The following is a 26,944-nucleotide window of genomic DNA, read 5'->3' on the forward strand; positions in this document are numbered from 1 at the left end:
ATAGAACGCGATTTCAGTATTGGCTGTCAAGCGGTCGGGCAGGATGGCCAGCCTGCCCGACCTCGGCGGCCAGCGGCCGTTGATCGGCGAGGTCGGCCCGCTGGCTTGATCGCCGTTTTGTCCCTCACCTGGTCACAAACCCGCCGCGGCTACAGCCACACGAGGGCGAAAACGGCGATCTTGCTGGTCTCGGGACCAGGCCAACCTTGTCAGATGCGGCACTAGCGGCCGTTGATCGGCGACTCTGGTCCGGGGTCGGAGAGCACCTCCGGGTTGCAACGATGTTCTCGCCGCTGCGGCGCGCCCCGACTTGGGACGGTGGCCTGGCGCCTTGGGCGCCGTGCCGACCCGGACTTGGGTTCAGCCCTGGGTTGTGGTGGTGGTTCTGCCCGCCCCGCGACCACGGTGTAGGGCTGGGCAGGAGTCCCGGCGACCGGCGCCGTGCAGGTTACCCGTCAGCGTGGTCGTCGGATGCGCCCTCCTGCGATCGCGAGAAGGGCGCGACAACAACCACCCCAACGCCTACCCGCCGCCTTGATCACTGTTTTCGCCCTCTGGTGGCTACGGAGCAGGCCCGGTTACGGCCACGGGAGGGTCGAGGCAGCGATCATGGGGGCGCCGGACCGGGTGGAACTGGTCGGAGGCGGTGCTAGGAGGCGCTGGCGTCCTTGGCCAGCGCGACCGGGGCCGGGGTCGGCTCGGCGGCGGGAGCCGGGGCGGCGGGAGCCGGGAGGGCGGCCGGGGGAGCGGGAGCGGCGATCGCCGCGGGCTTGTCGTCCTCCTGCAGGCCCTTGATCTCGGACTTGAAGATCCGCATGGACCGGCCGATCGACCGGGCGGCCTCGGGCAGCTTCTTCGACCCGAACAGGACGACCGCCACGATGGCAATGATGATCAGTTCCGGAGCGCCCAGATCTGGCATATGTTTCGCTCCTCCACTCTTGGACGCCGGCATAACGCCAGCACTCACCGAATGCTACGGCGCCCGCTGGACGGCCGACGCCCGGACCACCCATTCCGTCGTGTGGTCTGGGCCGCCTGATCGGTTCTACTCCGTTGTCTTTCGGCCCCGGCGACCTCTCTCCGCCGCCTAAATCCGCCCGTGCCTGCGTCCTGTTTGAGGCCGACGTTCTAGCGCGGAGATTGACAGACCGGGCACCAGAAGAGGTTGCGGCCCGCAAGCTCCGTGGTCAGAACTGGGTTCCCACAGATCAGGCAGGGCTGACCGGTACGGCGGTAGACGTAGACCTCGCCGCCGTGGTCGTCGACCCGCGGTGGGCGGCCCATCGCCTCGGGGGTGTGTTGCGGCCGGACGGTGTCGATCCGCCCTGTGCGCACGCCGTCGGCCATCAGGACGCCCAGGTCGGCCCAGAGCGCTGCCCACTGCGACGCGGCCAGGTCCTTGCCCGACACGCGCGGGTCGAGGCCGGCGCGGAACAGCACCTCGGCCCGGTAGATGTTGCCCGGACCGGCGACGACTGCCTGATCCATCAGCAACTGCGCGATGACCGTCCTGCTCCGGCTGATGCGGCGCCAGGCAAGCTCGGAGTCGGAGTCGGGACGCAGCGGGTCGGGGCCGAGCCGGTCCAGCAGCGTCTTCACATCGCCGGGTTCCAACAGCTCGCAGGCATTCGGGCCGCGAAGGTCCGCGTAGCCGCCGTCGGCGGTCAGCCGCAGCCGGACGGCCCCGGTCGGCACCGGTGCGGGGCCCGGGCTGAGTGTGTACTTGCCGTAGATCCCGAGGTGAACGTGCAGAACCTGCTCGCCCTCGAAGCGCAGCAGCAAATGCTTGCCATACGCGTCGGCGCTTTCCAGCACCCGCCCGGTCAGCCTTCGCGCCCCGTCCGCAAAACGTCCCTGCGGGCTCGTCACCGCGACCGGCCGGCCACGGAACATCTCCGCGTGGGCGGCGGCCAGCCGGTGCACGGTGTGACCTTCGGGCATGACTGAGCCTATCGATCGCTGGCGGTCGCCCGGAATGCCGTCCCGGCCCGCCCGCCGGGGCCGGGACGCGCTCGCCGAGCTCAGGTGTTGCGGCCGCCGTTGACGCCGAAGACCTGGCCGGTGATGTAGCCGGCCTCCTCGGAGGCGAGGAAGGAGCACGCCGCGGCGATGTCCTCCGGCAGGCCCATCCGGCGCACGGGAGTCCGCGCGATGAGGTCGTCGGCGGTGTTCGGGCCCCAGCGGCCACGGGCCTCGTCGCGCCGCAGCATCGGGGTGTCGACGAAGCCCGGCGGAATCGTGTTCACCGTGATGCCGGCCGGGCCGAGCTCCAGCGCGAGCGCCTTCGTGAAGGCGATGACGCCGCCCTTGGACGCGACATAGTGGCTCATGAGTGCCTGGCCGCCCTGGGCGCTGGACGACGAGATGTTCACGATCCGCCCCCAGCCGGCCTCGACCATGTCCGGGACGACCGCCTGGCAGCACAGGAACGTGCCGGTCAGGTTCACGGTCAGCACCGAGGTCCACTGCTCCAGGGTGATGTCCAGGAAGCGCTTCGTGCCGGTCTTCCCGGCCGAGTTCACCAGGATGGTGACCGGGCCGAACCGGTCGCGGGCCGCCGCCAGGGCGCGGGCCACGCTTTCCGGATCCGCGACGTCGGCGGCCACCGCCAACGCCGAGCCGCCGGCCGACTGGATCTCGTCGGCGACCGCCTTGGCGTCCCCCTCGTTGAGGTCGAGGACGGCGACGGCGGCGCCGTCCTGGGCCAGGCGCGTCGCACACGCCCGACCGATGCCCGACGCGGCGCCCGTGACGATCGCGACCTTGCCGACCTGGTTCCCGGCCATCTGATTCCTTTCAGCTCACCTGATACCGACGGGCTCGTCGGCTAGCTCTGGCGCTGCGCGGCGGCGACGTAGTCGGCCGCGGTCTTGTGAAGGTGCCGGATGAGAATCTCCTGGTCATTGATCGGGAACTCCCGGACGACCCGTGACTCCAGCATCGTCTGGGTGGCCTCAAGGGTGTTCGAGTCCTGCAGGGCGAACTCCTTGAAGGTGACCGCGGCCAGTTCCTGACGCAGCCGCTCGGCGGCGTCCTTCGGCGGCACGAAATACAGCGTTCCCTCGAAGATGTGCCGGTTGTACGCGGTCGGCCAGTAGTGGTAGGTGAGGTACCAGCCCGGCGCCCAGACCACCATCATGAAGTTCGGGAAGAAGACGTACGAGTCCAGTCCCCACCGCGGGTGACGGGCCGGGTTCAGGCCCTCCGGCAGCGAGTCGAGGGCGGCGAGGTCCGGCCGGTCCCAGGGCCCGAAGTTGCCGCTGCGCAGCACGCGGTCGATCGGCTTGACCATGCTCAGGTCCTTCGGCGGCGACATCCCGCCCCATGCCGACTGCATCGAGTGCGGACCGTCGATCTCGTAGTGCAGCCCCTCGTAGCCGAAGGCCTGCAGCTTGCGGGACTCCTCGCTGACGTACTGCTTCGAGTGCAGGACGGGCGCGTGGTAGAACTCCGCGAACGCGTCGATGTAGAGCTTCCAGTTGCTGCCCACGTCGGCCCGGTACTTCCAGACCTGGGTCATCTCACCGAACGGGTAGCCCTCCAGGCCGTGGGCGAACCGGCCCAGGTAGTCGCGCACCGAGGTGGTGTCCGTGTCGTCGAAGTTGACGAAGACGAACCCTTCCCAGACCTCGCAGCGCACCGGCAGGAGCCCGAACAACGACTTGTCGAGGTCGAAGAACTCGGATTCCTGCTGCACGAACGTGCACGCGCCGTCCAGCCCGTACCGCCAGGCGTGGTACTTGCACTGGAACTGCCGGACCGTGCCGCTGGTCTCCTCGTTCGGGAAGTCCTGCCAGACCAGCTTGTTGCCGCGGTGGCGGCAGATGTTGTTGAACGCGCGAATCTCGCCGGCCGCGTCCCGGACGACGATCACCGAGCGGCGAGCGGCGGCGATCTCCCTCGTGAAGTAGCTGCCGGTCCGGGACAGCTGCTCGACGCGGCCGACGTTCAGCCAGGTCTTCTCGAAGATCGCCTTTCGCTCCAGCTCGTAGTACTCGGGCGAGATCGAGTCCTCGAACGAGACAAGGCCCGTGCCGAGGCTGGGGTAGTGCTGCGTCCAGCTGCCCTCGGCGGGCTTGGGGAAGTGCGCCATCGATCGACCTCCATGCCACCCGTGACGCCACGCGGCACCTGGTCGGTGCCGCCGTGGCTCGCCCGCGCCGGGCACGTGACGCCGACGCGAAGAATCGTACGGTGCCGTACGGTTAGTTAACCGTACGGTGTCGTACGGTTTGGGTCAACGGGGGCCTGGCCAGGGACCTCTGGGCCTGCCGTCCTGGCCAGACCGCGCCGCGGCCCGGTCCGGCCGCGGTGGCGGAGGTCGACGGGGACGTTCGCCTCGGTGGCTGCCGCCGCCGGGCCGCATACTTGATGGATGGTGTTGTCCAGGTGAGCGTGGAACGTTCCCGGTCCGGACGACCAACACCGACCCAGGCAGCGCGGCTGACCGACCGCATTCGCCGCGCCGCGTTCGACGCCTTTCTCGAGAACGGCTACGACGGCACGACCATGGAGGCCGTGGCCCAGGCCGCGGGCGTCACCAAGGGCACCCTGTACGCCCGTTACCCGGACAAGCGAGCGCTCTTCATCGCCGTCAGCTCGTGGGCGCTGACCCGGCAGGAACGCAACGAACGCGTCACGGAGGAACTGCCCGACGGCCTGGCCGAAAGCCTCACCGTGATCGCCCGCGCGATCCTCGCCCGCTCCGTCGACCCGGACATCGTCCGGATGAGCCGGATCGCGATCGCCGAGGCGGCGCGCTTCCCTGACTTCGCGCTGAGCTCGCAGGCCGTCACCTGGTCGCCGCGGATTCAGGTCATCATCGATCTGCTCCGTCGCCACGAGGTCGAGGGCACCATCATCGTCAAGGACGTGGAGATCGCGGCCGAGCAGTTCTTCGCGATGGTCGGCGCGATGCCGGCCTGGCTGGCCGCCTACGGCATCTACCGGACGCCAGAGGTCGAGGAACAACATCTTCAGCACGCCATCGAGCTTTTCCTGAATGGCCTGCTGGTCCGCCGGCCCGACTGACGGCCAGGGGCTGCGAGGTGGAGGACGGCGTGGCCCGCCCGCGGGTCGACCCGGCGAAGCTGGTCCACACCAGCCTGCCGCCATGGGCGCGCGGGCCTGTCTCGCCCGCCCTGCCGACCGCCGCCGGTGCAGGTGGCACCTGCGCTCTGCTGGTCGGCGTGGGCCCGGAGTCGGCGCAGGTCCTGGCGCGTTGGACGGCCGAGCCCATCGGGACCCGCGCCGCGGTACGGGTCCTGCGCGCGCCGGATGGCAACGCCGCGCGAGTCCTGCTCGCGGCAGCGTTGGCGGAGGCACGGGTCGGTGTGCGCGTATGGGTCACCGGACCGGTCGGCGCCTGCCTGACGCTGCGTGCCACTGCGATCGCGGCCGGGCTGGAGGACGATGAGCTGGTCGTCGTACCGGTCGGTCGCGGCCCGATCGACGTCGCCTGCGTCCATTGCGGCCTTGTGGCCGCTGCAGATGCCGAGATCGGGGACGTCGTCGACTGCCCCGGCTGCGGGCGTCCACTGGTGGTCTTCCAGCACGTCTCCCGCCGGCTGGGCAGCTTCCTGGGCTTTCAGGCCGACGCCGGAGGAAGCGCCTGATGGCCGGCGAAGCGATCCTGGACCTCGTGGTCGTCGGTATCACCGAGCCCGTTCCCGGGGTGCGCAGCTTCCGGCTCGCGGCGGCCGACGGCCGGGAGCTACCCGCCTTCGTACCCGGAAGCCACCTCATCCTGGACTGCGACAGCCCGGACGGTGCCAGCCCAGACGGTGCCAGCCCGGACAGTGGCAGCCCAGACGGTGGCAGCCCGGACGGTGGCCGTCGAACCAACGCCTACAGCCTGACGTCCGCCGGGTTCGCGCCGACCGTTTACGAGATCTCCGTGCTCCGCGTCGAGGACGGCAACGGTGGCTCGCGCTGGCTGCACACGCACCTGGAGTTGGGCAGCCGGGTGACGGCTCGCCCGCCGCGCAGCGGGTTCCCGCCGATCGCCCGGGCCAGCCGACATCTGCTCGTCGCCGGGGGCATCGGGGTGACGCCGATCGTCTCCCATCTGCGTGCCGCCGCTCACCGAGGCCAGGATCGCCGCGTGCTGTACGTCCACCGGGCCGGGCGTGGTGCCCATCTGGACGACGTCCGCGGCCTCACCGACGGCCGTGCCGGCATCTTCACCGATCGCGTCGCGTTCGCCGCCCGCCTCGAAGAAACCCTCGTGGACCAGCCTTTGGGCACGCATCTGTACGTCTGCGGTCCAGGTCCGCTGATCGACCGGGTCGTCGGCTCGGCGCGCGGGTTGGGCTGGCCCGGGTCCCGGATCCACGTCGAACGCTTCGGTGCCGGCACGACTGACCCAGGCGCGCCCTTTGACGTGGTTCTCACCCGAAGCGGGCGGACGGTCCGGGTGCCGAGCGGTACCAGCCTGCTGGAGGCCCTCGAAGCCGCCGGACTCGCGATTCCGAACCGCTGCCGGCACGGCGTCTGCGGCGAGTGCCGAACCCCCGTCACCGCCGGACCACCGCTGCATCGCGACCTGGTCCTCACCGCGGCCGAGAAGGCCGCCGCCGACTGCCTGATGCCGTGCGTCTCCCGAGCGAATGGCCCGCGCCTGGAGGTTCCGCTCTGATGTCGGCCACCGAGGCGGCGCGGCTGCGTGGCTTCCCGTTCCCGTTCACCGCCGACCAGTTCCGCTACGCGACCAACGTCGAGCCGGCCCGGGTGCCGGTGCGGACGGCGGTCGGCTCCTGGGGCGCGTCGGTCATCGACATCGACGGCGAGTACCACCGGGATCTCGCCGAACGCGCGGAGATCCTGGCCGCCGACCCGAGCAGGCACGCGGTCCCCGGGCACATGCGGACCGCGGCCTGGGACGCGGCGCTCACCCTGATGCGGGAGCTCTCCGCCAGCTATCCGGAAAGCATGCGGCTGACCCGGACCGGCCCGGAGACCTGGCATTGGGAGAACCGTCTCCGCGGCATCACCGCGGATTTCGGATATGGCGACGAAGCATGCCTGGGCGGCGAGCCCCTGCGCTGGATAGCGCACCAGGTCCAGGAGGATCTGGTTCTTCTCGACGAACGGGCCGGCCAGCTCTGGATCGAGGCCGGCGTGGTGACGTTCGCGGCGGCCTGGAGCTTCGGCTTCGACCTCGGGATGAGCTTTCAGGAAATTCACGGTCCCGTCCCGCGCATTCATGACGAGGGCGTCGTCACCCGGGCGCAGGAGTTCATCCGCCGGCTTCAGCCGCACCAGGCCTACCGACGCACCAACTGGTCCACGAGCTTCGGCCGCCGTCTCGACCTGTCTCTGGAGCGCTACCCCGAATGGGCGCCGGACCGGAACGCGGCAGCCCAGGCGGACGACGACACATTCGGCCGGCTGCTCCACCTGCGGGTCGAGGTGCAGCACCTGCTCCGGCTGCCCGACTCCGGCGCGGTGCTCTTTCTCATCCGGACCTATCAGCTCCCGTTCGACCAGCTCGCCACCGTCGAGGACTGGCGGCGGCGCGCCGCGAGCGTCCTCGCCGACCTGCCGGCCGACATCGCCGACTACAAGGGAATCCTGCCGTTGCGGGACCGGGCCGTCCGCTGGCTGCGGGCCAGGCCGATCACGGCCGGGCCCGACGGCCCCGGCTGACTCGCGGTCTCGGCCGGGAAGTGCGGCGTACGGGCCGCCGGCACGAGGCGGGGCGCAGGTGGCGGCTACGGCATTCTTCCTACGGGCGCCGCGTCGGACTATGGAACCCGACGGCCCGATAGCCGGGCCGGTGCGGATTCTCGGGGAAGCGCCGTCCCCGGGTCCCGGAACGGACTTTTCCATCGAGGCCGATCGGCTTCGGTCTAGAGTCACCCCGAATTCGGTGACCCATTTGACAGGGCGCCGTGACCGCCTTCTGAAGCGGAGATTCCGCCCGCTGGGCGACCGGTCCCGCAGCCCAGGAATGTGGTGGTGTATATGTGCCCTCGGGCCGCCGACGCGGGCCCGCGCCCGCTGAGCAGGATGGACCGGGCACTGCTGGGATATCAGCGGGAAAACCGCGCCACACCGCTGAGTGTCGCCTATCTCCTGCGGGCCGAGGGCAGGTGCTCGGTCGGCGCGTTGCGGCAGGCCGTCCTGGAAAGGGCGGCCCTCTTCCCGCTCCTCGCTCATCGGGTGACGCACGGCGCGGGCCAGGCCAGCTGGCCTGACTGGGCGCCGGACCCGTGGTTCGACGTGATCACCCATGTGCGGGAACATCGCCTGCCGGCCGGCGCGGACGCGGCGGACGTGCGGGCTCTCGTCGCGCGGCGCTGCCAGACGCAGATTCCGCTGGACGCCCCGCCCTGGGAGCTTTGCCTGTTGCACGCTCCGGGTGCGGCGGAGTTCTACGTCCTGTTCCGGGCGAGCCACGTGTGGCTGGACGGGACCGCGTTGCACCGGGTGCTGACCGCTCTGTTCGGCGCGGAGACCGCGGTCGCCTCCGCCGGCTGGCTGCGCGAGGGGCGGGTGACCCCGCGATCGCTCGCGCTGGCCGGCGGGCGGCTCGCCGGCTGGATGACGCCGACGGCCAGCCTTGAGGCACTGGCTCGGCCGGTGGCCGGAGAGCACGACCTCTACTGGGCTTCGACCAGTGTCGAGAGACTACGGGCCCTCGGCCGGGCGTATGGGGCGACCGTCAACGATGTCTTCCTGGTCGCGCTCGCGGGCGCCTTCGAGGCCTGGTCTCGCCCGGTAGGTGGCGCGCGCCGACTGAAGATCCTCATGCCGGTCAGCGCCCGCCGACCGGACGAAAGCGACCACCTGAGCAACTTCGTGGTGGGCACCCGAGTAGGGCTGCCCTGCGGCCCCGGTTCGCCGTCGCGCCGATTCGGGGTGGTCAGGCGGCAGACCTCGCGCTATCGGCGCGGTACGGACGCGGGTGCCGGCGAGCGTTGGTGGTTCGAGCGGGTTCCTACCCGCTATGGCCGCGTCGCGGTCGCGATGGGCATGGATCCGCGCAGAGTGGCGGTCTCGACGTCGAACCTGGGCGTCATGCCCGCTCCGTTGACGATCGCGGGGAGCCCGGTGAAAGAGGCGGTCCCGGTCCCGGTTCCCGTTCCAGGCCAGCGCATGTTCGTCATCCTCGGCGGGGTCGGCCCGACGGCGTCGCTGGGCGTCGCGATCGATCGCAACGTCCCCCGTGGCGCGACCCTGGCCAACCGCTGGCTCGCCGAACTCGACAACCTGGCCCGGACCGCCGTCGCGTCGGGCCGGTCCACTCCCACCCTCTGGCCGTGATTTCGGGCAGCCGGCAGCCACCGCGCAGAAAGAGCTTCGGCGAACGCGGTCTCGGGCCGCGCGGGTGAGGCGGCCGGCGCGGGCGTCCTGCTCGCGCCGCCGGGCGGTTGCCCCGCTCCGCGTACCTCGTGCCTTGCCGGCCCCGACGCGCGCATGCTAAGCATCTGACCGGCCCCTTTTGGCGACTGCCCAACGAGTCGTCTGAGTGCCGCGCGCTCAGCTCATCGCCGCTACCGAGGAGGACGCCATGGCGACCACCGACCACCCCCTGCGGGTCGTGCAATGGACGACAGGAAAGGTGGCCAGTGAGGCCGTCAAGGCCATCGCGGAGCGCCCCGACCTCGAACTGGTCGGTGTGTTCGCCTTCAGCAAGGAGAAGGTCGGCCAGGACGCCGGCGAGCTCGCCAAGGTCGGGCGCGACCTCGGGGTCACCGCTACCGACGACATCGACGCCCTGATCGCCTTAAAGCCGGACTGCGTCATCTACATGCCGCTGCACCCGGATGTAGAGCACCTCACCCGCCTGCTGCGGGCCGGGATCAACGTCGCCTCGACGGCCAGCTTCATCACCGGCCACGCGTACGGCCCCGAGGCGCGCGCGGCCCTGGAGGCGGCGGCCCAGGAGGGGAAGGTCAGCCTGTTCGGCAGCGGCATCAATCCGGGCTGGGTCGCCTATCTCGCCACGGTTGCCTCCGGTATCTGCCGTGAGGTCAGCTACCTGCGGGTGACCGAGTCGACCAACATCGGACTGTGGGCCGCGGACGCCAACCAGGACGAACTGGGCTGGGGCCGGCCGGCCGGAGACCCCGGCCACGCCGATGACATCCGGAAGGCGACCGCCCCCTTCGCCGACTCCGTGGAGTCGATGGGCGCCCAGCTCGGCCTGGCGATCGAGGACATCCGGTGCGAGGTCGAGTTCGCCCACGCGGCCAGCGACGCCGACGTACCGGGCCGGACGGTCAAGCGCGGCACGGTCGCGGGCATCAACGCCCGCTGGATCGGCGCCAGCGCCGGCGTCGACCTGGTGGAGGCGCACATCCGCTGGACGGTCGTCGCGGATCTAGAGCCGGCCTGGGAGGTCGCGAGCGGCCACCTCATCACGGTGCTCGGCGCGCCGCAGATCCATCTGCGGGTGGATGTCCTGCCGGAGAATCTGGAGACGTTCACGCTGGAGGACGCGTCGGTGATGGGATCGATGCTCACCGCGTTGCCGGTGGTCAACGCCATTCCCGCCGTGGTGGCCGCCCGGCCGGGCATCGTCACCTATGCCGACCTTCCGACGGTCGCCTCGCGTTTCGCGACGAAGCGCTGACCCTGGTCCACGGCGGCTGACGTCAGGACGGGCCGCGCCGGCCGCGGTACATGCCGGCGCGGCCCGCTGCCGACCGCCCTCGGTCCGCTCCGCGGATCGCGCCCCGCACGGCCTGATGTGTGCATGATCAGGTGCTGGTCCGAGGCGTGGAGAGGAACCCAGGTGGATGTCAACGGCGCGGTCATCGTGGTCACCGGTGCGGGCAGCGGGATCGGAGCCGCGCTGGCGCGGCGTTTCGCGGCCGGCGGCGCGGCGGCCGTCGTGGTCAGCGATCGGGACGCGGACGCGGCGGCGAGCGTGGCGGCCGAGATCGGCGGGCGGTCGGTTCGGACGGACGTCACCGACGAGACGGCCGTCGCCGCCCTGGTCGAGCAGACTCTCGCCGAGTACGGCCGGATCGACCTGTTCTGCTCCAATGCCGGGGTGTCCGTCGGCGGCGGCCTGGAAGTCGACACCAAGACATGGCTGGACACCTTCGCGGTCAACACGCTTGCGCACGTCCATGCGGCCCGCGCCGTCGTCCCGTCGATGCTGGAGCAGGGCAGTGGCTACCTGCTCAACGTGGTCTCGGCCGCGGGCCTGCTGACGACCCCCGGCGACGCGCCTTACGCCGTCACCAAGCACGCCGCGCTCGCCCTGGCGGAATGGCTGGCCGTGACCTATGGAGACAAGGGAATTCGGGTCAGCGCCGTCTGCCCGCTGGGAGTGGCCACGCCACTGCTGCTCGACGGCCTCCGGGAAGGACACGCGGCGGCCCGGGTCGTCGCCGCGTCCGGAACGCTGCTCACGGCCGAGGACGTCGCGGAGGCGGTGATCGACGGCCTTGACGCGGAAAAGTTCCTCATCCTGCCTCATCCCGAGGTAGGTGGGTACTACGCGCAGAAGGCGGCGGACCCCGATCGATGGCTGGCCGGAATCCGGCACCTGGCGCGCAAGGTAGAGGAGTCCTGATCGGCGGGCGCCGGCCGCGGTAGACCGGGCCGGCTTACCCGGCCGACGGGAATGGCTTTCACGCGGGACCGGGGCAGGTGCCGGACCCGAGGGCTGGGATCAGCCGACGCCGAGCAGGTCGACGACGAAAATCAGGGTCTCGTTCCGCTTGATCGGGCCGGCACCCCGGACGCCGTAGCCCAGATGCGGCGGAATGACGAGCTGACGGCGTCCGCCGACCTTCATGCCCTGTACGCCCTGGTCCCAGCCGGCGATGACCTGTCCCGCGCCGAGCTGAAAGCGGAAGGGCTTGCCGCGGTCGTAGGAGGCGTCGAACTCCTTGCCCGAGCTGAGGGCGACGCCGACATAGTGGACCGACACCGCGCGGCCGACGGTGGCCTCGGCGCCGTCGCCCTCGGTGATGTCCTGGACGACCAGGTCTTTCGGCGGCGTCTTGTCCACGAGGTCGATCTTTGGCTTCTCCATGGTCCCCACCCTACGGGCGCTCCGGCGCTGGCTCCGTGGCGACATCGTCAGTCAGGACGACCGCGCCCTTACAGGCTTCTGTCGATCTTTCGGAGTACGTCGGCGGTCCGGTCCGGCGTGCTGCTGTCCAGGCAGAGGCGGTCCATCGCGATCGTGTAGCGGTCGACCTCCTCGCGTTTGTCCAGGTAGGCCGCGCCGAAAAGCTGTTCGAGATAGACGATGTCCGCCATGTCGGGGTCCGGGAAACGCAGGATGCTGAACGCGCCGCCTTCCGCGGTGTGACCGCCGAAGGCGAACGGCATCACCTGGAGGGTCAGGAAGGGGCTGCTGATCAGCTCGAGCAGGTGGTTGATCTGCGCGTGCATGATCCGGTCGCCACCGATCGGCCGGCGCAGCGCCGCCTCGTCGAGCACCACCCAGAGCCGGAGCGGGTTTTCCCTGGCCAGCACCCGCTGGCGGTTCATCCGGACGTTCACCCGGCTGTCGATCACTTCTTTCGGCGCGCCAAGGGCACCCCGGGTGATGACCGCGCGTGCGTAGTCCTCGGTCTGGAGCAGGCCGGGGATGAACTGGAGCTCGTAGGTACGGATCTGGGAGGCCGACTCCTCCAGCCCGATGTACGGGTGAAACCAGCTGGGCAGAACGTCGGAGTACGACTGCCACCAGCCCTGCTGGTTCGCCTCCCTGGCCAGCGCGAGCAGCGCGTCGCGTTCGGTCTCGTCGGTGACGCCGTAGAGGACGAGCAGATCGTTGACGTCACGTTCCTTGAAACCGACCCGGCCGAGCTCCAGTCTGCTGATCTTCGATTCGGAGGCGCGGATGTGATAGCCGGCGTCCTCGCGGCTGATGTGTTTGTCCTCCCGCAGCCGCCGCAGCTGCGAACCCAGGAGGATGCGACGCACGGTCGGGCTGCCGCCCGCCGGTACGGCCACGCCTGTTCCCCCGCTTCACTCGCCTTGTGCGATAGCTCAGTTTATCGAGACGCCACCGGCCACCCAAGGGCCGACCCGGTTCGAGGGGTCGACGCGCGACGCGATCACAGCACGGTCGGTCGTATACGGCAAGCTCCCTCTCCGTGACGTGAACGATTGGTGTCTTTAGGTAGTCGATGCTGGCCAACGGCCTACCGACCGCAACCGGGTCGAGGTTTCCCGGGGTATCGCCGAGCCCCCGGAAACAGAGAGTAAACGTGTCTGTGCAAGCGCTCCAGGCCATGGACGAGGTCTCTGCGCATAAGTACAGTCACCATGCCGGGCGCGTAGTCGATCATGCTGGCGTTCCCGACCTGTTGGTTCGTTCCCCAACACCAGGAGTCATCCATGAGCACCGACGACGAGGTCGCGGCCGAAGTGGACCCCCGCTACAACCCGGACATCCCGCACGGTGCACGGATCTGGAACTACTGGGTGGGCGGGAAGGACAACTTCCCGGCGGACCGGGAGGTCGCCGAGGCGGCCATCACCGCCTATCCCGGCATCGTGGCGATCGCGCGGGAGTCCCGTAAGGCGCTCGCCCGGGTCGTGCGGTACCTCGTCGAGGAGGCGGGCGTTCGCCAGTTTCTCGACATCGGGACCGGGCTGCCCACGGAGAACAACACGCACGAGGTGGCCCAGCGGAGCGCCCCGGAATGCCGGATCGTCTATGTCGACAACGACCCGATGGTCCTCCTGCACGCCAGGGCACTGCTGTCCAGCACGCCGCAGGGCGCCACGTCCTACCTCGAGGCGGACGTGCGCGAGCCGGCGACGATTCTTGACCAGGCCGCCGGCACCCTCGACTTCGAGCAGCCGATCGGCCTGATCATGTTCGGCGTCCTCGGGGCGGCGGTCAAGGACACGGCCGAGGCGCGCGGCATCGTGCAGCAGATTCTCGCGCGAATGGCGCCGGGGAGCTACGTCGCCATCAACGACAGCGTGCACGGGGACGCGGACAAGGCCGCCGACGCCATCGCCGAAGGCGGCTACGAATACACCGTCCGCTATCTGGAGGAGATCGCGAGCTTCTTCGACGGCACCGAGCTCGTCGAGCCCGGTCTCGTCCCGAACTCGCTGTGGCGCCCGGATGCCCCCGACCCCGAGATCCTGCCCTCCCACTGCGGGGTCGGCCGCAAGCTCTGACGCGCCTTGGCGCCTCCGTGCCGCGGGTACGGGTCGCGACGAACGGGTCCTCGGTCGTGCTCCTCCTGCCAGCGCCCGGTTCAGGCCGGGACCGAGAGGCTGACGGCGAAGTCACCGTCGGCGTCCGTCCACCAGTGGGTCATGCCCCACCCGGCGTTGGCAAGCTCCTTCTCGATGCCGTCCCGGCGGAACTTCGCGCTGATCTCGGTCCGCAGCTGCTCGTCCGCCTCGAACGGGACGGTGAGGTCCAGCGCGGCGATCCGCGCCGTCTGGGCCCGGCGGGAGCGCAGCCGCATCTCGATCCACTCGGCGTCCGGATCCCACACGGCGAGGTGCGCGAAGCCGTCCGGGTCGAGATCGCCGTCCAGCTCACGGTTGACCACCCTCAGGACGTTGCCGTTGAAGGCCGCCGTCACACCCGCGGCGTCGTCGTAGGCCGCGACCAGCCGTCCCGGGTCCTTCACCAGGTCGGTGCCGAGCAGCAGCACGTCGCCGGTCGAGGCCGTGGCCCGCAGCCGGGCCAGGAAGCCCAGCCGCTGGTCCGGGCGCATGTTGCCGATCGTGCTGCCCAGGAACGCGACCAGGCGGGCCTCGGCGGCCGGCAGGTGGCCCAGGTGGTGGTCGAAGTCCCCGACCAGCGCGTTGACCCGCAGCGCCGGGCGCGTCGTGGCCAGGGAATCCGCGACGTGGCGCAGTACGGCCTCGTCGACGTCGAAGGGGACGAACCGCTGCAGCGTTCCGATGTCGCTCAGCGCGTTCAGTAGCAGCTGGGTCTTCTCTGACGTGCCCGAGCCGAGCTCGACGAGGGTGTCCGCGCGGGAGAACGCGGCGATCTCGGCGGCGTGCTCGGTGAGGATCGCCCGTTCGCGCCGCGTCGGGTAGTACTCCGGCAGGCGGGTGATCTCGTCGAACAGCAGCCCACCGGTCTCGTCATAGAACCATTTGGGCGGCAGCTCCTTGGGCGTCGCGGTGAGACCCTGCCGTACGTCGGCGGCGAGCTGCGTGGCCCGGTCGGCGGCGGTCAGGTGCACGGCAATACGCCGACTGCCGGTGTCGCTCAGCTTCGTGGGAATCATCGGTGATCTCCTCTTCCTGGGCTGGCCGGCTAGATCGGTTGCGGTATTTCCACCCATGTCGTCGCGTCCAGCAGGACGGCGGAGGCGCCGCCGGCCTGCCAGGAGGCGAGCGCGGCGTCGGCGGGGCACTGCCCGCGCCGCACGAACGTGTCGGCGAAGTCGGCGACCGCCGCGGTCAGGGTTGGGGACAGGCCCAGCCGCGCGGCCGCCTCGACCACGGCCATCACACAACGCAGCGCCGCTGTGCGCAGGTCGGGCTGGGCGAGGCCGAGCGCGGCCGCCTCGGCCCAGTGGCCAGCCACGCCAGCACAGGCGTCGCGGGCGATGTCCGCGGCCTCGGGGTCGTCGAGCAGCGCGGTCGCGACCGTGACCGCGACCGGCCACAGCGCCGCCGACTGGGCGTCGAGGTAGCGAAGCTCCAGCCAGCCGCGGGGCCGCACGGGCGGGAAGACCGTGCTCGCGTGGTAGGCGAGGTCGTCGACGGTCGGGCGACGTGGCACCGGGCCGGCCCCCGCGACCCAGGCGGCGAAGGTCGAGCCGTCGCGGACGGGGACGTACCGGTCGTCGCCGGCGCGGACCAGCATCAGCCGGGCGTCGAGCAGGTAGCGGGCCCACTGCGCGGCCGGTCCGTCGGTCGTGGGCGGTGTGCGGGCGTCGGCGACGGGGGCGGTCCGGGTGGCGTCGATGCCCGACCAGATGCTCTGGCGGGTCGAGAGGTGGCCCGTCGGCCGGCCGGCGAGGACCGGCGACGAGGCGAACATCGCCACCAGTACCGGTCCCAGCGAGTGGGCGAGGCGCCACCGATCGTCCCAGCCGGCCTTCGGGCCCGCCTCCAGGTTGACCTGCAGCGCCGCGGTCGAGCACATCATCACCGGGCCGGCGGGAAACTCGCCCGCCTGGAAATACTCCTCCATTGCGGCGTAACGACTTTCGGTCAGCAGTCGCCGGGGCGCGCGCAGCGGGTCCGCGCCGAGGCCGGCCAGCAGCAGGCCTTCGTCGGCGAGGCGCTGGCGCACGGCGGTGAGGTCCGCGGACATCGCCCGCAGCGCGGCGGGAAGCGCGAGCGGCGGGCCGGACAGCTCGAACTGGCCACCCGGCTCGAAGGTGATCCGGCTCCGGCCGGGAAGGTCCGGACCGCAGCCGCCCAGCGCCGCCCGGGTCCGTTCCGGCGCGACCGGGCTGCCGGGGGAATGCCGGTCGACCACGAACCATTCGGTCTCGATCCCGACCTGGCCGACGGCCGTGTCGGCGAGCATCGTCCGCTCGGCGAAGTCGTGGACGTCGGCGGGCCGCTCCACCACCTCGCCGAGGTCGTCCGCCGGGCGCGTCGACGCCTCCGGCGTTTGCCGTCGTGCCATGAACCCCTCCAGGTCCGGACCGGTCAGCCGTGGTGGGCTGGCCGCGGGTCGGCGCGGGTCGTGGTGGTCGAGTCTGCTGGCAGGTTTTCTGCCCAGACAGCTAACGACTGCTCATGCACGGACATTCCGGCCAGCGGCCGCCGGATCCCGCTTTCGTGCACCTGGCTGACCTGGGACCAGCGGAGCGAGCCGTACGCAGCCGGGTCAGCTACCCCAGGACGTCGGCCATCGGATGTCAGCAGCGGTGAGGCGGGCGCGTTCGCCGGCTGGCCAGGGCGCCGTGAGGTCCTCCTCTACGAGCTCGAACAGGCCATGGTCGAACGGGCGGCCCGGGGCGGGCACCGTCTGGACCAGCCGCTCCCGGACCCCGGCCCGCTGACGGGTGAGCGCCCGGTGATGGCAGTAAGGATTGTTGCCGCCGCGGCCGAAGAACGTGTGCGCCGTCCAGGTACAGCCGCCGCGGCATACGTCGGCGTACTCGCAGGTCCGGCAGAATCCCCAGGTGCCGTCGCTGGCCGCCGCGGTGCCCGCCCCGGTGTTGATGGCGAGCTCTGGCGCGTCGCGCAGCAGGTCGGCCAGGGGTCGCTCGCGGATGTCGCCGGCCGCGTAGTCCCGTGTCGGCAGCGACGGGCAGCCCTTGATCGTGCCGTCCGCCTCGATACCGAGGGTGGACAGGCCGGCCTGGCAGCCGGTCCAGAACGCCGTGCCTTCCGGCGAGCGCAGCAGCCGCTCGTACGGGCCGTAGTACCCGACGTTGTTCCCGGCATGAATGCCGATGCCGTCGGACGCCGCCTGCCGGGCGACCCGCGCGAGCATCGGGAACACGTCCAGCAGCTCCACCGGCTGGAGCAGGATCTCGGGCTGGTCGGCCGCGTTTCCCATCGGGACGGTCAGCTGCCACTGCCAGGCGGCGATTCCGGCGGCCTGCAGCGCGAGGTAGAGCTCGGGCAGCTCCGGCGCGGTCAGCCGATTGATCTGCGTGTTGCAGGTGGCGGTGACGCCCGCGGCGCGCAGGCGCTCCATCGTGACGAAACAGGACTGCCACGAGCCGGCGCGGCCGCGCAGCCGATCGTGGGTGCCGGCCATCCCGTCCACCGAGACGGAGCACTGCCTGACGCCGGCGGCCCGCAGCCCCCGGGCCATCGCCGCGCTCAGCCTGTAGCCGCCGGTCGTCACCGTGCAGGTCATGCCGCGGCCGGTGATCGCGGCAGCGATCGTCAGCCAGTCCCGGCGCAGGAAGGCCTCGCCGCCGATGAGCGTCACCTCGTCGATACCGGCCTGGTCGAGCTGGGCGACGACGTCCAGGGCCTGCGCCGTGGTGAGCTCGGCGTCCCGGGGACTGCCGGCGCGGGAGCCGCAGTGCCCGCAGGCCAGGTTGCAGGCGAGCGTCAGCTCCCAGACCGCGTACGTCCGCCGGGGCGTGGTCATCGGCCCAGCATCCGCGCCAGCAGCTGGCGCCAGCCCGACGGGCGTCCCGGCTCGGTCCGCGAGCGATGGTCGATTCTTGGCGGCGGGCCGCCATAGACCGGTGCCGGTGGTGGTGGGCCGACGTAAGCGGGCCCAGACATGGGCGGTCCGCCGTAAACGGGTGCCGGTGGTGGTGGCGGTGGTGTCGGTCCGACGTGAGTGGGCCAAGGCGGTGGTGGTCCGCCGTAGACGGGTGCCGGGGGCGGAGCGGGGAAGGGAGGATGGAGATCGCCGGTGGGGTGCCCGAACGGGTGGGGCGACGGCGCGCCATGGGGGATGGGCGGGTCGCCACGCTGGTCGGTCCAGGGCGTGGCTGGCGGGATTGGTCCGGGAGCGACTCGGGGGAACCCGCCCTCGCCCAGGTCGATCGTGGTCTCGCCCTCGGCCGTGGCGTCGGCCTTCTCCTCGGCCTCCTCGGCGGCGAGCCGGCGCGCGATGTCGTCGGCCCGCTCCCGGCTCACCTGGTCCTCGCGGCCAGGTCCGCGGGGCAGGCGCGGTTCGGGGGAGTCCTGTGGCACAGGCGTCACCTTCCGTGGGGCCCGTCCGCTGGCGGAGCGGCCGGCCCACTCAGGGCCGGAAGCGCGAAAAGTCCAGACAGTGCGTGACATCCCCAGGCTAATGGTGACGGCGACGGAGGTCAGGTCCGCGATCGGCGCGACGACGGCCGTCCGGACCGGCACTGGGCATGAAGTCGGGAGCGGGGCCCCGGCCGACCCACCAGTCCCCCTGCGCACCTGGTGATCAATGCGACCTCGCGTCCGATCGTCGAGCCTTGATCACTAGCTGCGCAGGCAAGAGGGCGCCCGGTACCCCAATTTGTCCTCTTTATCCCTGCGCAGTTCTCGATCAAGATGCAGCAGCCTGCCCGGCCGGCCGGATGATCGGCGTCTGCGCAGGCAAGTCGGCGCCAGCGAGCCAGGCGGGACCGCGCGGGTGGGCCAGGCGCAGCTCGGTCGAGTCGGTTCACCGGGCCGGGCCGGCGCCCCTGGCCGTGGCGGCCCGGGCCGGGTGGCGTGGCCCGGGCCGGGCCGGCGTCCCTGGCCGTGGCAGCCCGAGCCGGGAGGCGTGCCAGCGGGTGACGGGCGCCATCCAGCGGCACCCACAGCCGGAGGCTGCTCGCCTGTCGGGAAATCGGGGCGAGCAATGCCGCTCGGGTGCGACTGTCCGGCGGCCGGCGCTCTGGCCACGGAGGCCTCGGCGGGCGCCGCGGACAGGACAGAGCACAGGGCGGCGGCGGCGATCGGCAGCGGAATGCCCGACTCTTTCGGTACGCCGCGTTTGCGCCCTCGGCGCATTGCACCATTTCATCGAGGATGTACCGGCTGGAATGAGGGTCCGAGATACCCACGATTACCGAGCAGCCGCGCCGGTGCCAGGTGGTCGTCCGGGCCCGAACGGTCGGGTGTTCTCCAGCTGCGTCGTCGGTCGGAGACCGCCGGCGGACGTGAAAGTCCGTCGAACCGCGTACCGGCCGCCGCCGACGCGGTCGGTCGCGCCCGCGGTGCCACCCGAGCCTCCGGTGGGCGTTTCCGTGCGGCGAGATCGTGGCCTCGGGGGACAGGCGCCGGAAGGGTCCGGCGCTCAGCCGGGTCAGGCTTGGTCGGAGGCCGGGCCGCGTCGTCCCAGCGCCCAAACCGAGTCCGGTCCATGCTGGCCGTCGCCGTCTTGGCTCGTCGGAGGGGGCTGCGCGGCGGGGTACCCCGGATGAGCGTGGCGTGAGCGTCGGCGGGTGCCCGTTGGGCCTCGTCGGTGGCGAGGCGCAGATGTCGTCGGGCAATGATTGAACTGGCCGACTCCCCCTCTGGTGGCGGGTGTGTGGTGGGGCCGGCAGGCCTCGTCATGGCTGGGTGCGGGCCAGGACTCGGGTCACCGCTCCGGCCGCGGTCTATGTCGGCTGAACCGCTTGGGCATGTCCAGCGGCGCCCGGTCGGCCGTGAGCGCGGCCGTTTGCCGGTTCCCGCCGCGACGCACGCGGACCGGGGCCCGGACCGGTGGGACCCGGGGCGCCGATGGCGCGTAAGGTGGTGGCGTTGCCTGTTCTCCGCTGTATGAGCGTCATGCATCGTCGAACGGAACGACCGGCTGTGCGGTGATCGGCGGCCGATGCGAGACCGGGAGACGACGGACGTCTACCGGAGAAACATCAAGGAGAACGCTCGTGGCTCAGGGTACCGTCAAGTGGTTCAACGCGGAGAAGGGGTTCGGCTTTATCTCCGTGGACGGTGGCGGTCCGGACGTGTTCGTCCACTTCTCGGCGATTTTGACAGACGGTTACAAGTCGCTGGACGAGGGGCAAAGCGTGCAGTTCGAGATCGTGCAGGGCCAGAAGGGCCCGCAGGCCGACAAGGTTCAGCCTGTCTGACACACCCAGACCTCAAACGGAACAGCGCGCGGCCGGGGGCCGCGCGCTGTTCTCGTTCCACGGCCGTTCGTCGCCTCGGGCCATGTGAGACCCCGAAGCACCTCATGCGAGCCGCGTGTGCCGAGTCGCAGCCGCGGTTGCCACAGCGCAGACATGCCGGTGCCGACCAGCCGGCGCCGCCTCCGAGAAGGTGCGGCCGGTCCTTAGATCCCCTTGAGCGCTGTTTCGGCCCTCCGATGGTCGTGCCCGAGTCTGTTTCGTAGCCACCAGAGGGCCTAAACAGCGATCAAGGCGATGGGTAGACCTTGGTCGTCACGCCACTGGCGCCGACGAGCAGCGGCCGGGCTGTCGACTCGGCGGGCCCCGTTCAGACCATCTCCGCGCGACTTTGCCCGACGGCACTCCAACCCTCGTGCTAGCTTGCTAGCATCGAACCGTGGGCGATGAGGACGTCAAGCAGTTCAACGTGTACCTGCCGATCGGGCTGATCAAGCAGGTCAAGCACCGCGCCATCGAGTCGGGCCTGTCGCTGTCCGCGCTGGTCGCCGAAGCGCTGCGTGGCTACCTCGACGACACCTACGATCCGCGCGAGCAATCGGCTGAGACGGAGAGCTGACGTGAGTACCGACGGAATCGAAGCGGTGTTCCTGGAGACCCACAACTGGGGCAAGGCGGCGCGGTTCTTCCAGGCGCTGGGATTCGAGCTCGAGTTCGAGACCGACCACAACTCCGGCCAGCTCCGCAACGGTGACGGCGCCACGGTGTTCATCGCGGAGATCCCCGAGCATCGCGAGCCGGGACTCCAGGTCGTGCTGAAGGTGCCGGACGCCGATGCCTTCCAGGCGGACCCGGTCGTAGAGGTGGTCACGCCGTTCGAGGAGACCCACTTCGGCACCAGGATGATGACCGTCCGTGACCCAGACGGGCGGCTGTGGAGCCTGCAGGCCCCGGCCAGGCGCTGACGGCAGGCACCAAGAACTGACAGCGGGCACCAAGAACTGACGCCGACCACCAAGAACTGGCCGCGGGGAACCAGGAGTCGATCGCGGGGAAAGGGAGACGACATGGCAGACAGACAGGCTGAGGAACCGGAGAGCTCGGCGGTCCGAGTCGCGCTCTGGCGGGCGCTGCACGTCCAGGCCGACGCGGCGCCGCACGTCTTCGTCGATGAGGTCGGCCTACGACTGGTCGGGCCCGACGACGGCTGGCGGTCCCGGCCGGACATGGACCCGCGCGGCACCAGCCCGTTCCGGGCGTCAATCGTGGCGCGGGCCCGCTTCATCGAGGACCTGCTCGTCGAACGGGCCGCGCAGGGCCTCGGCCAGTACGTGATTCTCGGTGCGGGCCTGGACACGTTCGCGCAGCGCAGGCCCGAGGTCGCCGGCGGGCTGACGGTCTTCGAGGTCGACCAGCCCGGGCCCCAGGCCTGGAAAGGCGCGCGCCTGGTCGAGCTCGGTTACGGCGTCCCCGACTGGCTGCGGCTGGTACCCGTCGACTTCGAGGCCGGCGGGGACTGGCTGAAGCAGCTGTCCGTCGCCGGCTTCTCCGACCGGCGGCCGGCGCTCGTCGTCTCCACCGGCGTCGCCATGTACCTCTCCAAGGAGGCCACCGCCGCGACGCTGCGTCAGATCGCCGGGCTCGCTCCCGGCTCCACGTTCGCCATGACGTTCCTGCTGCCCCCCGAGCTTCTCGACGAGGCCGACCGGGTCGGGCTACAGGCGTCGAAGCAGGGCGCGCAGGCTTCGGGGACCCCGTTCGTCAGCTTCTACACCCCCGACGAGATGCTCGCGCTGGCCCGCGAGGCGGGCTTCACCGAGGTTCGGCATGTGCCGGGGGCGCTCCTCGCCGAGCGTTACTTCGCCGGTCGCGCCGACGGCCTGCGCCCGTCGAGCGGGGAGGACATCCTGGTGGCCACGACCTGACGGCTGGCGGCGGGGCGACCTATTCGAGGTACGAGCGCAGGGCCTCGGACCGCGCGGGATGACGCAGCTTCGCCAGCGTCCGCTGCTCGATCTGGCGGATGCGCTCACGGGTCAGCCCGAACTCGCGGCCGATCTCCTCCAGCGTGTGGACCTGGCCGTCGGCGAGGCCGAACCTCAGTTGGATCACCCGTCGCTCCCGGTCCGGCAGGGCGCGCAGGACGGCACTCAGCTGCGCCGCCCGAACGGAGACCATGGCCGCCTCGACCGGCTCGATCGCGGCAGTGTCCTCGATCAGGTCGCCGAGCTCGGTATCGGCGTCGTCGCCGACCGGGCTGTCGAGGGATACCGGCTCTCGTGAGATGCGCTGAAGCTCGTCGACCCTGTTGGCGGTGACGCCGAGAGCGGTGGCGAGCTCCTCCCGGGTCGCCTCGCGGCCGAGCTCCATCAGCAGCTCTCGGCGCAGCCGAACAAGCTGGTTGAGCAGCTCGACGAGGTGCACCGGAAGGCGGACCGTTCGGGACTGGTCGGCCAGCGCCCGGGTGATCGCCTGCCGCACCCACCAGGTGGCGTAGGTCGAGAACTTGTAGCCTTTGGTGTAGTCGAACTTCTCGACCGCCCGGATGAGGCCGAGATTGCCCTCCTGCACGACGTCGAGGAAGAGCATTCCGCGTCCGGCGTACCGCTTCGCGATCGAGACGACCAGCCGGAGGTTGGCCTCGACGAGCTGCCGGCTGGCCACCTGACCGTCCCGCTCGATGGCGATGAGGTCCAGCCGCTGCCCCGGGGACATCTCCTCGACCGCGGTCTCCAGCTTGTGGCCGGCGAACAGCCCCGCCTCGATCCGCTTCGCGAGGTCGACCTCGCCCTCGGCGGTCAGCAGTGGCGTCTTGCCGATGCTCGCCAGGTACATCCGCACCGGGTCGAAGACGGTCGTCGTCGCCGTCGTCCGGGTCGCCGCCCGGCGCCGCGCGGGCGTCTTCGGCTCGTCGGCCGGGTCGCCGTCGTCCTGGGGGTCGTCCTGCGCCGCGTCGTCCGCACCGTTGTCGACGCTGTTCTCGGGTTCGTTGCCGTCGATGTCGCCCTCGACCTCCGGACGTCCGCCGCCGGTGCCGCGGCCGGTGTCGCCGCCGGTGCCGTTGAGTCCGAGGCCGTTCTCGCCGTCAGGCTCGCCTACGAGACGAACCGGGATCGTCGTGGTCCGCCGGCCCGTGGGGGCGCGTCCGCTGGCGACCCGGGTCGTGCTCTGCATGGCTAACTCCAGCCTGTTGGAGGGATCTGTGCGGTGGAGTCACCAAAGTCATGGGTCACGACCCAGGCTGCCTCATGTCCGTGGGGCATCGTTCGCGGCGGCATGCGACTGTCGTCGGGCGATGGTTGCAGTTGGGTAGTGCTGCCGTCCAGCGTCGGTTGTGTATGACGATGGAACGGGTGGCAGGAGTGTGCGGCGATCTACGCCAGGCTACGCCACCACACAGCGCCGACCGGGACCCGAGCCCGCGCGGCGCCCCCGGCCGGAACAGCCCTGGCCTGCTCAGGGATGCCGGTCCCGTGCGGGGCTCAATCCCGATCGGTTTCCTGTTCGTGCCCTGTGGACCGGGGCCAGGACCGGCGCGCGGTGGAGCCCGCAGGGCCGATGACGAGTACGATGGCGGCGTTACCTGTTCTCCGCTGTGTGAGCGTCATGCATCGTCGAACGGAACGGCCGAGCGTGGAGCGATCTGCGGCCGGAGCGAGACCCGGGAGACGAGAGACGTCAGCCGGGAAAGCTAGCAAGGAGAACGCTCGTGGCTCAGGGCGCTGTTAAGTGGTTCAACGCGGAAAAGGGTTTCGGCTTCATCTCCGTGGACGGGGGCGGCCCGGACGTGTTCGTCCACTTCTCCGCGATCGTGGCCGACGGCTACAAGTCGCTTGACGAGGGACAGACCGTGCAGTTCGAGATCGTGCAGGGCCAGAAGGGTCCGCAGGCTGAGAAGGTCATGCCTGTCTGACGACACACAGACCTGAACGGAAAAGCGCGCGACCGGCTGGCCGCGCGCTTTTTTGTCCTACCCAGACCCAGAACGTCGGGCCTCCCTGGGCGACCGGCGGTATTTTTACGCGGTGTGATGCCGGATATAAGGTGACAAGCTGAGAGGCAGACACGTTAAGCAGCTATTCGAGCGCGTGTACCACCTTTCCGTCGTCACGCCCGCCTTGTCGGCGAAACTGCCGCCGCGGCGCGTCGCTGAGCCCTCCGCGTGCCCGAGGCCTGACTTCCGGGTAGCTTCCCGGGCCGAGACCTGGTCCTTCCGGAGCACGCCGACGCAGGCGGCCCTCCGCCCGCGCGACCGAGGGGGCGCGGCTGTGATCATTACGGGCCCGCCGGAGACGGCGCGGGTGAGGTGACCGTGCGAACCGCCCCGTATCGGCTGGCGTCGAACGCCGCTTCGCTGTTGATGACTCCCCTGCGGCTGGACGACTTCGTCGAGCTCGTCAATCCGCTCTGGTCGCGCCGCCAGCTGTGGGGCCGGGTGCTGGCCGTGCGCCCGGAGACCACCGACGCCGCCACGCTGACGATCAGACCCGGGCGGGGCTGGCGGGAACACCGCGCCGGCCAGTACGTCGGGATCGCGGTCCAGGTGGCCGGAGTGTGGCGGCAGCGCACGTACTCGGTGTCGTCCGCACCGGGCCGTCCGGACGGCTGCTTCGAGATCACGGTGAAGGCGGTCGACGGCGGCCGGGTGTCCGGCCAGCTCGTGTTCGGGGTGTCGCCAGGCACCGTCGTGCGCCTCGATTCGCCGGCCGGGGAGTTCGTACTACCGCGAACACTCCCCGAGCGGATTCTCTTCCTGACGGCCGGCAGCGGGATCACGCCGGTGATGTCGATGCTGCGCGATCTCGAACTGCGCGGCGAGATGCCCGACATCGTGATGCTGCACCTGGCCCGTTCCCGCGCCGATGTGATCTTCGGTGCTGAGCTGCGCGGGCTCGCGGCTCGGCGTACGCCGCTACAGCTGCATGAGCACTACACCCGCCCGGGAGCGGACACCCCGGAGGCGGCCGACCGCGAGCGCCCGCCGCTGGTGGAGCTGCTGGCGACCTGCCCGGACTGGGCGCGGCGATCGACCTGGGCGTGCGGGCCGTCCGGCCTGCTGGCCGCGGCCGAGACGCTGTGGCGCGAGACCGGCATCCCCGACCGGCTGCGCGTCGAGCGGTTCCGCCCGGCGCTCGCCGGTCTCGACGCCGGCACGGCTGCCGAGGGCAGCGTGCACTTCACCCGCAGCGGCCGCCGGGTGGCCACGGACGCGGCCACGCCACTGCTGTCCGCCGGCGAGCGTGCCGGGGTGTTGATGCCGAGCGGCTGCCAGATGGGTATCTGCCGCACGTGCGTCGTCCGGCTCGGCTCCGGCCAGGTCCGGGACCTGCGCACCGGTGTCGAGCACGGCGAACCCGGCGACTTCATCCAGACCTGTGTGTCGGCGGCTGCCGGCGACGTCGACATCGATCTTTAGTTCACCAGCACACAGGGAGGCACGTTGCCGGACAGACGCGAGATGACCGTGGCGGAAATCGAGGAGCTGGGCCACGAGCTCGACCAGCTTCGGGCCTCGGTGGTAGCCAGCCTCGGCGAGAATGACTCGCGCTACATCCGCAGGGTGATCGGCGCTCAGCGCCTCCTGGAGATCGGCGGGCGGATCACGATGTTCGCCGGCTTTCTGCCGCCGGCCTGGATCGCGGGCACCGCGATGCTGACGACGGCCAAGATCCTCGACAACATGGAGATCGGCCACAACGTCCTGCATGGGCAATGGGACTGGATGGGCGATCCCAGGATCCAGTCCACCACCTGGGAATGGGACGCGGTGTCCCCGGCCGGCCACTGGCGCCAGGCGCACAACTACCGGCACCACACGTTCACGAACGTGCTCGGCAAGGACCGCGACATCGGCTTCGGCATCCTGCGGATGACGCCGGGGCAGCGCTGGAACCCGATATACCTCGCGCAGCCGCTCTACAACCTCGGCCTCGCGGCGACGTTCGAGTGGGGCATCGCGATCTTCGACGTGGAGGTCGATCGCGCCTGGAACGGCGAGAAGACCTGGAAAGAGGCCCTCAGCCAGTTCGGCGCGGTGCTGCGCAAGGGCGGTCGGCAGGTCCTGAAGGACTTCGTGGTATTCCCGGTCCTGGCCGGGCCGGCCTTCCTCCCGGTCTTTCTCGGCAACCTGACCGCGAACATCGTCCGTAACCTCTGGGCGCACACGATCATTTTCTGCGGCCACTTCCCCGACGGCGTCGAGGTCTTCGCCGCCGAACAGGCCGAGAACGAGACCCGCGGCGAGTGGTACCTGCGCCAGATCCGCGGTTCGGCCAACATCGAGGGCCCCCCGCTCTTCCACCTCCTGAGCGGGAACCTCAGCCACCAGATCGAGCACCACCTCTTCCCCGACCTGCCCAGCAACCGCTACTCCCAGATCGCCCCGCAGGTACGCGCGCTGTGTGAGCGGTACGGGATCCCCTACACGACGGGCTCACTCCCGAGGCAGGCCGCCAACGTCTGGAAGCGGGTCCTGCGGATGGCCCTGCCGGGGCCGGCCCCCCCGGGCGCCGCCGGGCCCGCCGCCGCCCCCCGGCCCCCCGGGGCGCCGCCCCCCGGGGCGGGGGCCC

Annotated in this window: 24 protein-coding genes and 1 pseudogene; 15 read left to right on the forward strand and 10 right to left on the reverse strand. The window is 70.7% G+C overall.

Features of this window, described 5'->3' with window-relative positions; translation table 11 throughout:
* Window positions 1-649: 649 nt before the first annotated feature.
* The 4 genes from tatA to I6A60_RS07930 form a co-directional block, all read right to left on the reverse strand.
* Complete coding sequence (gene tatA, locus I6A60_RS07915) at window positions 650-922, reverse strand: Sec-independent protein translocase subunit TatA (protein ID WP_203022015.1); 273 nt, start codon at window positions 920-922, stop codon at window positions 650-652.
* Window positions 923-1,131: 209 nt separating this feature from the next.
* The gene (locus I6A60_RS07920) at window positions 1,132-1,944 is read right to left on the reverse strand and encodes an Fpg/Nei family DNA glycosylase (RefSeq protein WP_203022014.1); all 813 of its coding nucleotides are present in this window, start codon (window positions 1,942-1,944) and stop codon (window positions 1,132-1,134) included.
* An 80-nt stretch (window positions 1,945-2,024) separates the two neighbouring features.
* The gene (locus I6A60_RS07925) at window positions 2,025-2,789 is read right to left on the reverse strand and encodes an SDR family NAD(P)-dependent oxidoreductase (RefSeq protein ID WP_203022013.1); all 765 of its coding nucleotides are present in this window, start codon (window positions 2,787-2,789) and stop codon (window positions 2,025-2,027) included.
* A gap of 41 nt (window positions 2,790-2,830) precedes the next feature.
* Window positions 2,831-4,096 carry an aromatic ring-hydroxylating dioxygenase subunit alpha gene (locus I6A60_RS07930; RefSeq protein WP_203022012.1) on the reverse strand — a complete coding sequence of 422 codons (1,266 nt, stop codon included), beginning with the start codon at window positions 4,094-4,096 and terminating at the stop codon, window positions 2,831-2,833.
* Between the two features lie 296 nt (window positions 4,097-4,392).
* On the opposite strand from I6A60_RS07930, the gene I6A60_RS07935 reads away from it, so the two are divergent.
* The 7 genes and pseudogenes from I6A60_RS07935 (at window position 4,393) to I6A60_RS07965 (ending at window position 11,533) form a co-directional block, all read left to right on the forward strand.
* Window positions 4,393-5,034 (forward strand): TetR/AcrR family transcriptional regulator, encoded by a 642-nt coding sequence (locus I6A60_RS07935; protein WP_307873581.1) that lies wholly within the window; start codon window positions 4,393-4,395, stop codon window positions 5,032-5,034.
* Between the two features lie 17 nt (window positions 5,035-5,051).
* The gene (locus tag I6A60_RS07940) at window positions 5,052-5,618 is read left to right on the forward strand and encodes a dimethylamine monooxygenase subunit DmmA family protein (protein WP_203022010.1); all 567 of its coding nucleotides are present in this window, start codon (window positions 5,052-5,054) and stop codon (window positions 5,616-5,618) included.
* Window positions 5,618-6,640, forward strand: a complete 1,023-nt coding sequence (locus I6A60_RS07945; RefSeq protein ID WP_203022009.1) for a PDR/VanB family oxidoreductase — start codon at window positions 5,618-5,620, stop codon at window positions 6,638-6,640. Before I6A60_RS07940 ends, I6A60_RS07945 begins: the two co-directional genes overlap by 1 nt.
* Window positions 6,640-7,647: pseudogene (locus tag I6A60_RS07950) on the forward strand (DUF3445 domain-containing protein); the annotation flags it as partial. The gene I6A60_RS07945 and the pseudogene I6A60_RS07950, both read left to right, overlap by 1 nt.
* Before the next feature lie 366 nt (window positions 7,648-8,013).
* Complete coding sequence (locus I6A60_RS07955; protein ID WP_238434985.1) at window positions 8,014-9,270, forward strand: wax ester/triacylglycerol synthase domain-containing protein; 1,257 nt, start codon at window positions 8,014-8,016, stop codon at window positions 9,268-9,270.
* 247 nt (window positions 9,271-9,517) lie between these two features.
* Window positions 9,518-10,582 carry a dihydrodipicolinate reductase gene (locus I6A60_RS07960; protein ID WP_203022007.1) on the forward strand — a complete coding sequence of 355 codons (1,065 nt, stop codon included), beginning with the start codon at window positions 9,518-9,520 and terminating at the stop codon, window positions 10,580-10,582.
* A gap of 162 nt (window positions 10,583-10,744) precedes the next feature.
* Window positions 10,745-11,533 (forward strand): SDR family oxidoreductase, encoded by a 789-nt coding sequence (locus tag I6A60_RS07965; protein ID WP_203025192.1) that lies wholly within the window; start codon window positions 10,745-10,747, stop codon window positions 11,531-11,533.
* Between the two features lie 99 nt (window positions 11,534-11,632).
* Here the strand turns inward: I6A60_RS07965 and I6A60_RS07970 are convergent, their stop codons facing one another.
* Both I6A60_RS07970 and I6A60_RS07975 read right to left on the reverse strand, forming a co-directional pair.
* The gene (locus I6A60_RS07970; protein ID WP_013427738.1) at window positions 11,633-11,998 is read right to left on the reverse strand and encodes an FKBP-type peptidyl-prolyl cis-trans isomerase; all 366 of its coding nucleotides are present in this window, start codon (window positions 11,996-11,998) and stop codon (window positions 11,633-11,635) included.
* A 68-nt stretch (window positions 11,999-12,066) separates the two neighbouring features.
* On the reverse strand, window positions 12,067-12,930 hold the full coding sequence (locus I6A60_RS07975) for a helix-turn-helix transcriptional regulator (RefSeq protein ID WP_203025193.1): 864 nt from the start codon (window positions 12,928-12,930) through the stop codon (window positions 12,067-12,069).
* 387 nt (window positions 12,931-13,317) lie between these two features.
* Here I6A60_RS07975 and I6A60_RS07980 point away from each other — a divergent pair, with 387 nt between their 5' ends.
* Window positions 13,318-14,115: an SAM-dependent methyltransferase gene (locus tag I6A60_RS07980; RefSeq protein WP_203025194.1), complete on the forward strand. Its 798-nt coding sequence runs from the start codon at window positions 13,318-13,320 to the stop codon at window positions 14,113-14,115.
* 80 nt (window positions 14,116-14,195) lie between these two features.
* Here I6A60_RS07980 and egtD read toward each other — a convergent pair whose 3' ends face one another.
* The 3 genes from egtD to I6A60_RS07995 form a co-directional block, all read right to left on the reverse strand.
* The gene (gene egtD, locus I6A60_RS07985; RefSeq protein ID WP_203025195.1) at window positions 14,196-15,191 is read right to left on the reverse strand and encodes an L-histidine N(alpha)-methyltransferase; all 996 of its coding nucleotides are present in this window, start codon (window positions 15,189-15,191) and stop codon (window positions 14,196-14,198) included.
* A 29-nt stretch (window positions 15,192-15,220) separates the two neighbouring features.
* Window positions 15,221-16,549, reverse strand: a complete 1,329-nt coding sequence (egtA, locus tag I6A60_RS07990) for an ergothioneine biosynthesis glutamate--cysteine ligase EgtA (protein ID WP_203025196.1) — start codon at window positions 16,547-16,549, stop codon at window positions 15,221-15,223.
* A gap of 204 nt (window positions 16,550-16,753) precedes the next feature.
* Window positions 16,754-17,977, reverse strand: a complete 1,224-nt coding sequence (locus I6A60_RS07995; protein ID WP_203025197.1) for a radical SAM/SPASM domain-containing protein — start codon at window positions 17,975-17,977, stop codon at window positions 16,754-16,756.
* Window positions 17,978-20,174: 2,197 nt separating this feature from the next.
* Between I6A60_RS07995 and I6A60_RS08000 the strand changes: the two genes are divergently transcribed.
* From I6A60_RS08000 to I6A60_RS08015, 4 genes are all read left to right on the forward strand, one after another.
* Window positions 20,175-20,378: a cold-shock protein gene (locus I6A60_RS08000; RefSeq protein WP_013427730.1), complete on the forward strand. Its 204-nt coding sequence runs from the start codon at window positions 20,175-20,177 to the stop codon at window positions 20,376-20,378.
* A gap of 436 nt (window positions 20,379-20,814) precedes the next feature.
* Window positions 20,815-20,994 (forward strand): CopG family transcriptional regulator, encoded by a 180-nt coding sequence (locus I6A60_RS08005; RefSeq protein WP_203025199.1) that lies wholly within the window; start codon window positions 20,815-20,817, stop codon window positions 20,992-20,994.
* A 1-nt stretch (window position 20,995) separates the two neighbouring features.
* On the forward strand, window positions 20,996-21,340 hold the full coding sequence (locus I6A60_RS08010; protein ID WP_203025200.1) for a glyoxalase/bleomycin resistance/extradiol dioxygenase family protein: 345 nt from the start codon (window positions 20,996-20,998) through the stop codon (window positions 21,338-21,340).
* A 102-nt stretch (window positions 21,341-21,442) separates the two neighbouring features.
* Window positions 21,443-22,300 carry a class I SAM-dependent methyltransferase gene (locus I6A60_RS08015; protein ID WP_203025201.1) on the forward strand — a complete coding sequence of 286 codons (858 nt, stop codon included), beginning with the start codon at window positions 21,443-21,445 and terminating at the stop codon, window positions 22,298-22,300.
* Between the two features lie 19 nt (window positions 22,301-22,319).
* Here the strand turns inward: I6A60_RS08015 and I6A60_RS08020 are convergent, their stop codons facing one another.
* A complete protein-coding gene (locus I6A60_RS08020) occupies window positions 22,320-23,549 on the reverse strand; it encodes an RNA polymerase sigma factor (protein WP_203025202.1) in 1,230 nt (409 codons plus the stop codon).
* 535 nt (window positions 23,550-24,084) lie between these two features.
* Here I6A60_RS08020 and I6A60_RS08025 point away from each other — a divergent pair.
* From I6A60_RS08025 to I6A60_RS08035, 3 genes are all read left to right on the forward strand, one after another.
* The gene (locus I6A60_RS08025) at window positions 24,085-24,288 is read left to right on the forward strand and encodes a cold-shock protein (protein WP_013427725.1); all 204 of its coding nucleotides are present in this window, start codon (window positions 24,085-24,087) and stop codon (window positions 24,286-24,288) included.
* 393 nt (window positions 24,289-24,681) lie between these two features.
* Entirely contained in the window at window positions 24,682-25,791 is a 1,110-nt protein-coding gene (locus I6A60_RS08030; protein ID WP_307873582.1) for a ferredoxin reductase, read from the forward strand.
* A gap of 42 nt (window positions 25,792-25,833) precedes the next feature.
* On the forward strand, window positions 25,834-26,944 hold a 1,111-nt coding region (locus I6A60_RS08035), incomplete at its 3' end, for an acyl-CoA desaturase (RefSeq protein WP_238434987.1).

It is taken from the genome of Frankia sp. AgB1.9, assembly GCF_016786355.1.
Classification (GTDB): domain Bacteria; phylum Actinomycetota; class Actinomycetes; order Frankiales; family Frankiaceae; genus Pseudofrankia.

What these genes read in the sequence shown, in the direction of transcription:
- egtD (WP_203025195.1), bottom strand. Translation starts at nt 15,191, where the DNA reads ATGATTCCCACGAAGCTGAGCGACACCGGCAGTCGGCGTATTGCCGTG.
- egtA (WP_203025196.1), bottom strand. Translation starts at nt 16,549, where the DNA reads ATGGCACGACGGCAAACGCCGGAGGCGTCGACGCGCCCGGCGGACGAC.
- I6A60_RS07980 (WP_203025194.1), top strand. Translation starts at nt 13,318, where the DNA reads ATGAGCACCGACGACGAGGTCGCGGCCGAAGTGGACCCCCGCTACAAC.
- tatA (WP_203022015.1), bottom strand. Translation starts at nt 922, where the DNA reads ATGCCAGATCTGGGCGCTCCGGAACTGATCATCATTGCCATCGTGGCG.
- I6A60_RS07920 (WP_203022014.1), bottom strand. Translation starts at nt 1,944, where the DNA reads ATGCCCGAAGGTCACACCGTGCACCGGCTGGCCGCCGCCCACGCGGAG.
- I6A60_RS07930 (WP_203022012.1), bottom strand. Translation starts at nt 4,096, where the DNA reads ATGGCGCACTTCCCCAAGCCCGCCGAGGGCAGCTGGACGCAGCACTAC.
- I6A60_RS07960 (WP_203022007.1), top strand. Translation starts at nt 9,518, where the DNA reads ATGGCGACCACCGACCACCCCCTGCGGGTCGTGCAATGGACGACAGGA.
- I6A60_RS07925 (WP_203022013.1), bottom strand. Translation starts at nt 2,789, where the DNA reads ATGGCCGGGAACCAGGTCGGCAAGGTCGCGATCGTCACGGGCGCCGCG.
- I6A60_RS08015 (WP_203025201.1), top strand. Translation starts at nt 21,443, where the DNA reads ATGGCAGACAGACAGGCTGAGGAACCGGAGAGCTCGGCGGTCCGAGTC.
- I6A60_RS07945 (WP_203022009.1), top strand. Translation starts at nt 5,618, where the DNA reads ATGGCCGGCGAAGCGATCCTGGACCTCGTGGTCGTCGGTATCACCGAG.
- I6A60_RS07955 (WP_238434985.1), top strand. Translation starts at nt 8,014, where the DNA reads ATGGACCGGGCACTGCTGGGATATCAGCGGGAAAACCGCGCCACACCG.
- I6A60_RS07995 (WP_203025197.1), bottom strand. Translation starts at nt 17,977, where the DNA reads ATGACCACGCCCCGGCGGACGTACGCGGTCTGGGAGCTGACGCTCGCC.
- I6A60_RS08020 (WP_203025202.1), bottom strand. Translation starts at nt 23,549, where the DNA reads ATGCAGAGCACGACCCGGGTCGCCAGCGGACGCGCCCCCACGGGCCGG.
- I6A60_RS07970 (WP_013427738.1), bottom strand. Translation starts at nt 11,998, where the DNA reads ATGGAGAAGCCAAAGATCGACCTCGTGGACAAGACGCCGCCGAAAGAC.